The organism is Roseospira visakhapatnamensis (assembly GCF_014197915.1).
Lineage (GTDB): Bacteria > Pseudomonadota > Alphaproteobacteria > Rhodospirillales > Rhodospirillaceae > Rhodospira > Rhodospira visakhapatnamensis.
This window is the reverse complement of record NZ_JACIGK010000055.1, coordinates 1-9,507: the sequence shown is the minus strand read 5'-3', so window position 1 is coordinate 9,507 and position 9,507 is coordinate 1. Positions and strand designations below refer to the sequence as shown.

Annotated in this window: 9 protein-coding genes; 3 read left to right on the top strand and 6 right to left on the bottom strand. The window is 69.7% G+C overall.

Translation table 11 applies throughout. The features are described from left to right. The coding region (locus tag GGD89_RS18810) for a CHAT domain-containing protein (protein ID WP_184048843.1) at window positions 1–3,285 on the bottom strand (3,285 nt) is incomplete at its 3' end. Between the two features lie 172 nt (window positions 3,286–3,457). On the opposite strand from GGD89_RS18810, the gene GGD89_RS18805 reads away from it, so the two are divergent. Beyond that, a complete protein-coding gene (locus GGD89_RS18805; RefSeq protein WP_184048840.1) occupies window positions 3,458–4,102 on the top strand; it encodes a DNA-binding protein in 645 nt (214 codons plus the stop codon). 69 nt (window positions 4,103–4,171) lie between these two features. Here the strand turns inward: GGD89_RS18805 and GGD89_RS18800 are convergent, their stop codons facing one another. Together GGD89_RS18800 and GGD89_RS18795 are read right to left on the bottom strand one after the other, a co-directional pair. Beyond that, a complete protein-coding gene (locus GGD89_RS18800) occupies window positions 4,172–4,309 on the bottom strand; it encodes a hypothetical protein (RefSeq protein WP_184048838.1) in 138 nt (45 codons plus the stop codon). Then, a complete protein-coding gene (locus GGD89_RS18795; RefSeq protein ID WP_184048835.1) occupies window positions 4,306–4,524 on the bottom strand; it encodes a hypothetical protein in 219 nt (72 codons plus the stop codon). The genes GGD89_RS18800 and GGD89_RS18795 overlap by 4 nt, the downstream gene beginning before the upstream one ends. Window positions 4,525–4,719: 195 nt before the next feature. On the opposite strand from GGD89_RS18795, the gene GGD89_RS18790 reads away from it, so the two are divergent. Both GGD89_RS18790 and GGD89_RS18785 read left to right on the top strand, forming a co-directional pair. Further along, on the top strand, window positions 4,720–4,911 hold the full coding sequence (locus tag GGD89_RS18790; RefSeq protein WP_221238568.1) for a type II toxin-antitoxin system HicA family toxin: 192 nt from the start codon (window positions 4,720–4,722) through the stop codon (window positions 4,909–4,911). Between the two features lie 36 nt (window positions 4,912–4,947). Beyond that, complete coding sequence (locus tag GGD89_RS18785; RefSeq protein WP_184048832.1) at window positions 4,948–5,409, top strand: type II toxin-antitoxin system HicB family antitoxin; 462 nt, start codon at window positions 4,948–4,950, stop codon at window positions 5,407–5,409. On the opposite strand, the gene GGD89_RS18780 is transcribed toward GGD89_RS18785, so the two are convergent. From GGD89_RS18780 to GGD89_RS18770, 3 genes are all read right to left on the bottom strand, one after another. Continuing rightward, window positions 5,381–6,985, bottom strand: a complete 1,605-nt coding sequence (locus tag GGD89_RS18780) for a recombinase family protein (RefSeq protein WP_184048829.1) — start codon at window positions 6,983–6,985, stop codon at window positions 5,381–5,383. The genes GGD89_RS18785 and GGD89_RS18780 overlap by 29 nt on opposite strands. Window positions 6,986–7,336: 351 nt before the next feature. Then, the gene (locus GGD89_RS18775) at window positions 7,337–7,957 is read right to left on the bottom strand and encodes a BRO-N domain-containing protein (protein WP_184048826.1); all 621 of its coding nucleotides are present in this window, start codon (window positions 7,955–7,957) and stop codon (window positions 7,337–7,339) included. 514 nt (window positions 7,958–8,471) lie between these two features. Continuing rightward, window positions 8,472–9,507, bottom strand: a 1,036-nt coding sequence (locus GGD89_RS18770; RefSeq protein WP_484592941.1) for a primase/helicase family protein, incomplete at its 5' end; no start/stop codon positions are given.

Genomic DNA, 9,507 nt, shown 5'->3' with positions numbered 1-9,507 from the left:
GAGGCGGTCGAAGGCCGGGCGGACCTCGTCCTGGAGGATGCGCAGGGCTTTGTCGAGTTGGCCGCGGGCTTGGAGGATGTCGGCGATCTTGCCCAGGGTGACGGCCTTTTGGTGGACGTCGCCGAGGCGGTCATAGACGGGAATTTCTTCTTCGTTTCGGATGCGCAGGGCGTCGTCGAGTTGGCCGCGGGCTTGGAGGATGTCGGCGATCTGGCCCATGGTGACGGCCTTTTGGTGGACGTCGCCGAGGCGGTCATAGACGGGGAGTTGTTCTTTGTTTCGGATGCGCAGGGCGTCGTCGAGTTGGCCGCGGGCTTGGAGGATGTCGGCGATCTTGCCCATGGTGACGGCCTTTTCTCGGACGTCGCCGAGGCGGTCGAAGGCCGGGCGGACCTCGTCCTGGAGGATGCGCAGGGCTTTGTCGAGTTGGCCGCGGGCTTGGAGGATGTCGGCGATCTGGCCCATGGTGACGGCCACGTGACGCCGGTCATCCTCCACCTGGAAGTAATCCAGGGCGCGGCGCAGGAGCCCTTCGGCGCGGTTCAGGTCGCCTGTGCGGTGCGCCCGGTTCGCGGCGGTGAAGTGCACGGCGGCCAGATCGAAGTCCATCGCCTCGGTCTCGTCCTGGACCGAGGCCCGATCGAGCAGCGCGTCGGCCGCGTCTCCCTCTCCGGTCTTCAGCATGGCCTCGGCGGTTCTGCGCAGAACCCCTCGCGCGACCGGGGCGTCCGTGGCATCGGCCGCCGCGATGATCGCCTGACCCAGGGCCGCCGCGCCGGGGGCGTCCGGCCGGTCGATCAGCCGTTGGAGCATCGGAGCGGCCGTGAGGGCGCGGATTGCGGCGTGGCCGGCCAGGGTCGCGAGGCGGTAGAGTTCGTCTTGCGCCGCTAACCGCAGGGTTTCGGTCGGCCGGGGCCAGGCGTCTTGCAGGGGCTCGACCACCACCGCCGCCCCGTCCTTTTCTTCCGTCTCGGACAGAGGAGCGAGCCGGGGGGTCGCCAGGGCGTTGACGGCGAGCGCGGGGGTGCGGGGCGTGACCAGGTCCTCATGCGTATCGAGAAGCCCCAGGGCTCGCAAGCGAGCCACCGAGCCGCCGTAGCGGGCGGCGGCGGCCTCCATTGCGGCGGGGGGGACCGGGGCGCTGAAGAGGGTGGCGACCCGCAACAGATCTCGGTCCACCGGCCGCAGCTTTTCGAACAGGCCGTCCAGCTTCAGGCGGTCGAAAAAGTCGGCCAGGGACGCATCCGCCGGGGCGTCTGCTCGTTCCGCGGCCAGAAAGCCCCGAACGTGATCGCGCGCGGCCGCCAGCCGTTCGCGATCCTGGTCGGCGACGGACAACAACGCATCGGCCAGGCCGGGGTTGCCGCGCGCGTCCTCGGCACAGGCTTCGAACGCCTGCCACGTGTCCTCCTCCGTGGCGCCGGCGTTGGTGAGTGTGCCCAACCCATGCCGTTCCCGGTGATGCCGGTACCGCCGCTGGACGAGCTTGCGCAGCCCCGCGTCGTCCATGGGCGGCAGGTGTACCGTCTCCAGGGGCTCAGCCAGATCGCCGGTGCCATCCGGCAGCGTGATCGGATAGCGGCTGGTGAGCAGCAGCACGGAGGCCGATTCCCGGCAGCGGTCGAAGGCGCGCACCACGGCCCGCAAGGCCGGCGCCACCTCCGGATGGACGGTCCAGGCCCCGGTCTCGGCGTCGGTTGGGGCTTCCAGCCCCTGTTCGAGATCGTCCAGAACCAGGGCGAGCGGCCGCCCCGTCGCCGTTTGGCCGCAGGGACCCGTCAACACCTGTGTGAGGCGCTCATACAGGAGCGTTTCCGCACGGGCCGCCTCCAGAAGCGCGGGGTTGTCGGGCCGCAGGATGTCCCGGGTGTGGGGCAGCCGGTCGACGATGTCGGCGGCGATGGTGGCCGCGTCAAAGCGACCCTCGACGAAGACCAGGGTCAGATCCGGCCGTCGATGCAGAACGCGCGCCGCCAGGCTGGACTTGCCCGATCGTCCCATGCCCTGGATCAGCAGGCCGGCGTTGCGGCGGGCGCCCGTGTAGAGCCTCAGAGCGGCGAGGCAGGCCTGGATCTCCCGCCGTCGTCCGACGAACATATGAGCCGCCGCGATCGTCCCGGTTTGCTTCCGGCGGTCGAACACACCGTACACGGTGTCGGTCGCCACAAGGCGACGCCGCTCTTGCCCCCGCACCAGGGGGCCGCCACCCTGCGGCCCCAGCCACAGGCGCGCCATGTGCCAGTCGGCCCCGGGGACCGCTGAAAGGTCGAACGACTCCTCGCGCCGCGCGGGATCGGCGTGTCCCGGCGCCGGTGTTTTCAGGGTGGCGTTCAGCAGGGCGCGGCGGGCGTCGGCACAGGCTTCCTCCAAGAGGCGTTGGGGCTTCGCGAGGAATCCGTATAGGGCTTTGGCGAAGTCGATGGCGCTCTGGTCGTGAACCGAGGCATCCCAGCCCAGAACGGCGGGAATGCCGCCGTCCACCAGGGCCGTCGCCAGGGAATCCGACTGGGGTCCCTCCTCACTGGTCTGGCAGGCGGACAGGAACACCAGTCTCGGCTTCGCCGGCCGCAAGACCCGGATCAGCTCCGCCGCGTCGGTCTTGTGCTCCGCGCCGACGTCATCCTCCAGGGCCAGACAGGGTGTGGGGAAGGAGCGTCCGTGACAGGACAGGTGAATGGCCTGCATGTCGCCGATCTCGGCCAGGCGATCCGTCAAGAAGGACGGGTTGCCGCTTTCCTCGACCTCGATGTCCAGGGACAGGCGCTCGGTGGCCTCTAGAATGGCGGTCTCTTCCGCCTCGTAATCGAGCACCGGGAGAACGTCGCGCGGCGACGCGGCCATGAAGACCAGGCCCAGGCACTGGGGGTCGGGGTCGGGCGGGGCGACCGCGGTGCCCAGACGGCGGACCGGACAGAACAGCAGCCGGTCCAGGGCGGCCAGATGCCCGGTTTCGTCGGCCAGAAGCTCCCAGGGTGCCTGAAGGAAAGGGGCGGCGTCCGATGACAGCGGGCGGGCCGCCTGAAACTCCAGCGTCAACTCGCCGAACGCCTCTTTCAGCATTTCCCCGAGAGAGCCCTCCGGTCCGTCCAGCCAGCGGAACATCTGCCGTCCCAGGTCCAGCAGGCCCTGGGCCGCCGCCTTGCGTCCGCAGAGCGCCCGATAGGCTTTGATCCAGTCGCGAACCGTGTTCGCGGCGTCCGACGGCAGGGGCCGTGGTTTTCCCCGGATGCGCCCGTTCGCCACGAAGGAAAGCCTGTCGGATGTAAAGCGGACCTCCGCGCGCATGAGAGCAGCCCCCCGCAACTCTTGTTCCGTGTGGATGCCCATAATCCTGGCGGAGCGCAGGACGAAGGGCAATCGGTATGCGAGGGGGGAGCAGTGCGGCGCCCTGAGGGCTTGCCTGTTGTCATAGTATGTAGTATTGTACAACGTACTATGACAACAAGAGGAAAGCGCCATGGCCATCACCAGGGACCGCATCTGGGCCGCCGCCGACGATCTCGACGCCGCCGGCCAGAAGCCCACCCTCGCCGCCGTGCGCAAGGCCGTGGGCGGCGGCAGCTTCACCACCATTCAGGAGGCCATGGTCGCGTGGAAAGCGCGCAAGGCCGCCCGCGAGGTGCCCGAGCGCCAGCCCGTGCCCCAGGCCGTCGCCGATCAGCTGGAGGCCCTGGGGGCCGAGGTGTGGACCGTGGCCCTGGACCTGGCCACGGCGCGCCTGGCCGGCGAGCGCGAGACGCTGGCGGCCGCCCGCGCCGAGGTGGAGGCCGCGCGGCGGGATGCGGCCGACCTGGCCGATCAGCTCAACGCCGACCTGGAGGAGACCAGGGCGCGCCTGGAGGCCGTGGCCGGCGAGCGGGACGCCAGCCGGACGGAGGCCGGTGCCCTCCGCCAGTCCCTGGCCGTGGCCGAGGCGCGCGGGCAGGAGATGGAGCGTCGCGCGGCCGAGGGGCGGGACGAGGCCGCCCAGGCGCGGCGCGAGACCACGGAGGCCCGGGAGCGGACCGCCGACCTGGCCGGCCGCCTCTCGGTTCTGGAGGCCCAGAACGCCGCGCTGCTGGCCCGCCTGGCCTCGCCGGCGCCGGCCGGGCCGAGCGCCTGACGCCGGCGTTGGCCGGCGCCGCCGCACAGCAGCGGAAAACCGGCCAGATCTGGCCGGTTCGTGAGGGACTCACCATCCCATGCCGAGATCACGGCGTGGCTGGCGCGTCTTTTTCGGAACGGCCACCTTGTAGCGGGTCACCCGCGTCGACTTGCCGGCGCCGTTCGGGCCGGCGAACACCCAGAGCTGGGGGCGCGGGCGGGTCATAGGGTGCGGATCACGTCGTCCCCCTGGCGGGAGAAGCGCACCAGTTCGCGGCGTCCGTCCGGGTATTCCTTGACCTGGAGGCCCGGCGGCGTGGTGCGCTCCCGGTAGTAGATCGGCATGCCGGCGGCCAGGGCCTCGCGGGCGGCCGTGTCGTCGCCGTCGACACGGCCAAGGTCGCGCCAGAGCTGTTCGATCGGGTCGTGGGTGGTTGTCATGGGGGCATCTCGCGATATCGCGGGTGGATGACGTCACCGCAACGCTACGCCAGACCGGGCGGATGCGCGAGACGTCTCTGCCCTTGGTGCCGGTCAGGCAGACGCGCCACCAAGAATACACTCGATGCGTATATGCCCGCTTGATCTGCCTTCGGATGATATGTATCATACACATGTTGTGCGGAGGCAAGATGGATGCTGACCAGCCGGGTGGTCATCAAGAGGCTGAAGGCCGACGGGTGGGAGCATGTGGGTACCACCGGCGACCACTGGCACTTCAAGCACCCGACGAAGCCGGGCAAGGTGACGGTTCCCCACCCCACCAAGGACCTGACCGTCAAGACCCTGCGCAGCATCGAGAAGCAGTCCGGCCTCCGGCTCCGCTGAGGAGCCGGATCGTGCGTCAAGGCAGGAGGACGACCCATGCGCCGCACCTATCCGGCCGTCGTGGACCGGGACGGGTCCGCCTACGGCATCACCTTCCCCGACTTCCCGGGCTGCATCAGCGCCGCCGGTACGGCCGAGGAGGCCATCGCGGCGGGGACGGAGGCCCTGACCGGGCATATCGCGGTCATGGTCGAGGACGGCGAGGCCATCCCCGATCCGACTCCCCTGGAGCAGGTGACCTGGGAGCCGGACGAGACGGTGGTGTGCCTGACACTGGTCAGCGTGCCGGTGCCGGGCCGCGTCCAGCGCTACAACGTGACCCTGGACGAAAGCCTGGTCGCGGAGATCGATCGGCTTGCCGGGCGCGGCAACCGCTCGCGCTTCCTGACCGACGCCGCGCGCGAGAAGCTCGTGCGTGCTCGCCCCACGCCAGACCGGGCGGACGGGCCTAGCCCGTCCGCCCATGATCCTAGCCCTGGTCGGGGCGTCCCAGCTTGAGAAGCTCGCGATAGGTCACATGCAGGCTGACGGTGCCACGGCGGACCACGGTCACGCGGGGCGCGACGCGTCGCAGGGCCGTGTTGGCGAGATGGTTATCGGGATCGGTCTCCAGGGTGGTGATGAGGCTCCGCAAGGCTCTCAGGGCCGCGTCGGTCACGGCCGGGGTGGGCGTGATCGCCTCGCGCCGCCGCTTGATGTTGACCCGGTCGATGTGCCAGCGCCGCAGCCGCTGTTCGCGCTCTTCCAGGTAGCGCTGGACCTCCCGGGTGCGCGCGTGGCTGCCCAGTGTGTCCAGGATGGTGGCGACCTCGGCCCGCTTGCTGGCCACGCTGGCGTCGATGGCGGCGATCATCTCGTCGAACCCCTGGCGCTGCACCGCGACCTCGGGGCGCGCCGCCCAGGCGGCGATATCGGCCTCGGTGATCGCCCGGAACGCCGCGAGGCTCCAGCGCATCAGCTCCGGCACCTCGATCGTGCAGGTCGGGCAGGTCCGGGCGTGATCGCAGCCGTACACACCCTTGCGATGATAGCGCATGGTGCCGCCGCTGGCCGCGCAGAGCAGGTGGCCGCTGAAGAAGTAGCGGCGCTTCTGGGGGCTCTTGACCTGTGCGGCGCGCCACTTCCGCTGGCGGGCCGCCTCGCGGGCGGCCGCCTGTTCCGCCGTCGCCGCCGCCTTCTCCTCGGCGGCCTCCTCGCGGGCGGTGGCGCGCGTTTTGATCAGATCCTGCACCTTGTCGAACAGCCCTGCGTCGATGATGGCCAGATCCGGCACGGCGACCTCGATCCACTCGTCCCGGGGCCGCATGACCGACGTGCGCTTGCCCGTCTCCGGATGCTTCTTGAACTGCATCTTGTTGAAGGTCAGCAGGCCCTTGTAGAGCGTCTGGCGCAGAATGCCGGTCTGCCGGCTGGCGGTGCCGACCAGCACGTTGGGCAGCCAGCGCTTGCCGGCCGGCGAGGCGATGCCCATGGCGTTGAGGTTCGCGCAGATGCGCTTGAGGCTTTGCCCCTCGGCGTAGTCGGTGAAGATCGTCCGGATCACGTCGGCTTCGCCCGGGTTGATCGCCCGGGCGCCCCGGATGGGCTCGCCGGCGTGGTCGTATCTCTTGATCAGGTCATAGCCGTAGGTGCGGCCGCCGGGGATGGCGCCGCGCTTCACCGAGGCGATCATGCCGCGCCGGGTCTTGTCGGCCAGGTCCTTCAGGTAGAGCGCGTTCATGGTGCCCTTGAGGCCGATGTGCAACTCGTTGATCTCGCCTTCCGAGACCGTCTCCAGGGCGATCCCCAGGAAGGACAGCTTCTTGTACAGGGCGGCGATATCGGACTGGTCGCGGCTGATGCGGGACAGGTCCTCGGTGATGATGCGCTCGAAATCCGATCTGGTCACGGCGCGCATCATGGCGTGGAGGCCGCGCCGGTTGGCGAGGGTGGCGCCGGAGAGGGCTTCGTCGGCGTAGGTATCGACCACGATGTAATCCTTGGCCGCGCAGTAGGCGTGGCAGCGGGCGATCTGATCGGCTGTGGAGGTGCATTGATGCTCGGTTGAGTGGCGAGCGTAGACGGCGACCAACATAGAGTCCTCATGGTTCGTTGCGGTACCTTCACCACGGACCGTGTGGTCCGCAAGAAAAAACGGTGGCGAGGCGTCGTTTCTACGACTTTGCAGGAGTTTGCATGACTTTGCAGGAGTTTGCAGGAGTTTGCAGGAGTTTGCAGGAGTGCCCGTTTCTTTTTGCCTGTCGTTCCGGTGGCAGGATAGGCGCGGTGGTCCCACTCGTGGACCACCGCGCCGCCCCGTTGGGGCGTCCTGCCCGTATTCGCCTGCGGCTCAATGGGGAGAAGCTCCGCACCGGCCGCCAGGGGCGGGCACCAAAAAAGCCGCCCGGGCGGGCGGCTTTCCTGGTGCTGGACGACGCGGCGTTCGTCAGGACACGGGGGCCTCGGACCACAGGCGGCGCTTCCAGGCGACCCACTCGGGCATGTAACCGCCCGCGTAATCGACAAGAGCCTGTGCAATCTGCTCGTCGGTGAGGGCGGTTTCCTGAAAGAGCATATTGACCAGGCTGTTCGCCTTCTCAAGATGATCGTCCCGGCGCTTGTGTACTTTATAAGCGATATCCTCGCGCTGAAGCCGGATCAGCTGCTGCGACAGCGCCATGTATTCGGAAACGGGGATCGCGATCATGGCGCCCGTGCCGCCCTTGTCTTGACGCCCGGGCGCGGCCTCGTAGCGCCCGGTCTTGCGGATCGCCGGCAGCACCTCGGCGGTGACCCATTTCCTGAAGCGCCGGGCGGCCGGCTTGCGGCTGGTCATGATCAGCACGTACAGGCCGGACTCGTTGACCGTACCGACTTCCTGGGGGCCTCCAAGGGTGTCCACTATTACCGACCCCCTTTCGTCGGCGTCGAGGCGAGCGGCCGCGTCCCGATGCTTCGATATCTCCAGCACCGCGCATACGTCGGCGAGGACGAACCAGGGGTCGCCGTCGCGTGTGATGACACGGAACTCACTGTCCTCGAAGGTAAATGGAATGATGGTGGTCATGGGGTTTATCTCCTTATAGTGGTAGTGACGCGATGGGGTCGCCTGATGGCGATCGGTGACCATGGGGGCCGCCCAGGCGGTGTCCGCCTGGGATGTGGCGGGCATGGACGGCGGCCGGCATAGAGTCCCCGTGGTTCACAACGGGAGTTTCACCGTCGTTTGGTGGCTATTCAAGATAAAACGTCGACCACTCATTGAATTCACGAGTATATAAGATGTCGCTCATGCCTCGATTGCACGACTTTGCACGAGTTTGCATGACTTCGCACGACTTCGCACGACTTCGCACGACTTCGCACGACTTCGCACGACTTTGCACGACTTCGCACGACTTCGCACGAGTGCCCCTTTTTTTCCACGTCGGTCCGGTGGGAGCATGGCGACCAGGCTGCTGGCCTTCTCTGGACGATCGTCGCGGTGCCGGTGTGCCGTGGAGGCGATGTCCGCGCGCTGAAGCCGGATCGGCTGCCGGGACAGGGCCGCGTGAGGGGATGGGCCGGTGCCCTGGTCCGCCTCAGTCCGGTGCGTGGGAGGGGGCCGGCGCGGCGGTCCGGGGTCTGGCGGGGGCGCGGGTGCGCGGCGGCAGGCCGGCCCGTGTCAGGGCCTGGCGCAGGGACTGGCGGTCCGTCATGGGAAGGGGCAGGAGCTGGCCGCCGATGGCCCGGGCGATCGTCACGGCCCGGGTGTCGCCGGCGCCGGCGTCGTCCGCCACCAGCATGGGCCGGTCGGGGAAGCGGCGCCTGAGGGCGCGGGCCAGGGCCTCGGTGCCGCGCGCGGCCTGGACCACGGTGGCCCTGGTCTCGCGGTGCAGGGCCACGGCGGCGTCCAGGCTGTCGGTGATCACCAGGGGACCCGACGAGGACCGGGTGCCCACCCAGCCCCCCAGGACATGACCCAGGGGCGTGTCCGGACGGTTGGTGACGGTGCGGACCGGCCGGCCCCGGGGGTCGAGGACCTGGACACCATCGATGCGCAGGCCGGCGTCGCGCAGCGGCAGCAGCAGGTTCCCCGCGTCGTCCAGGCGGGCGCCGCGCCGCAGCTGGCCGACGCGCAGCAGGGGGTGCCGGTCCTCCGGCCCCGGGCTCCGGCCGGCGCGCCAAACCTGCCAGGCCCGGTCCTCCAGGACCTCGGCCAGGGCATCGCGCAGGGCGCCGGTCGAGGCGCCGGGGGCGACGGTCACCTGGGGGATCGCGCCGGTCATCGGTGGCCCGTCCCGGGTGGTCACCAGCACCGGCCGCACGGCCGGGCTTCGGGCGCGCAGGGCACGCGCCGCCGCCGGCAGGGCGGCCGCCTCGGCGGCGACGGCCACGGGGGCGCGGGTGGCGCGGGCGAGGGCCACGCCGAGGGCATGGTCGCCGGCGACGACGACGGGACCGCTCTCGGGCAGGGTGTTGTCCGGAGCAATAACATGCAGCGCCTCGGCGGGCAGCCGGCCGCGTCCCGGGGCCAGGTCCTGGGTCTTGCCGTCGCGGGCCAGCAGGCGGACGCCGGCGAAGCGGCCGTCCCGTCCCTGGAAGGGGATCACCCGGTGGCCGGCGTCGTCGACGCGC

What these genes read in the sequence shown, in the direction of transcription:
- GGD89_RS18805 (WP_184048840.1), top strand. Translation starts at nt 3,458, where the DNA reads ATGGCCATCACCAGGGACCGCATCTGGGCCGCCGCCGACGATCTCGAC.
- GGD89_RS18800 (WP_184048838.1), bottom strand. Translation starts at nt 4,309, where the DNA reads ATGACCCGCCCGCGCCCCCAGCTCTGGGTGTTCGCCGGCCCGAACGGC.
- GGD89_RS18795 (WP_184048835.1), bottom strand. Translation starts at nt 4,524, where the DNA reads ATGACAACCACCCACGACCCGATCGAACAGCTCTGGCGCGACCTTGGC.
- GGD89_RS18790 (WP_221238568.1), top strand. Translation starts at nt 4,720, where the DNA reads ATGCTGACCAGCCGGGTGGTCATCAAGAGGCTGAAGGCCGACGGGTGG.
- GGD89_RS18785 (WP_184048832.1), top strand. Translation starts at nt 4,948, where the DNA reads ATGCGCCGCACCTATCCGGCCGTCGTGGACCGGGACGGGTCCGCCTAC.
- GGD89_RS18780 (WP_184048829.1), bottom strand. Translation starts at nt 6,985, where the DNA reads ATGTTGGTCGCCGTCTACGCTCGCCACTCAACCGAGCATCAATGCACC.
- GGD89_RS18775 (WP_184048826.1), bottom strand. Translation starts at nt 7,957, where the DNA reads ATGACCACCATCATTCCATTTACCTTCGAGGACAGTGAGTTCCGTGTC.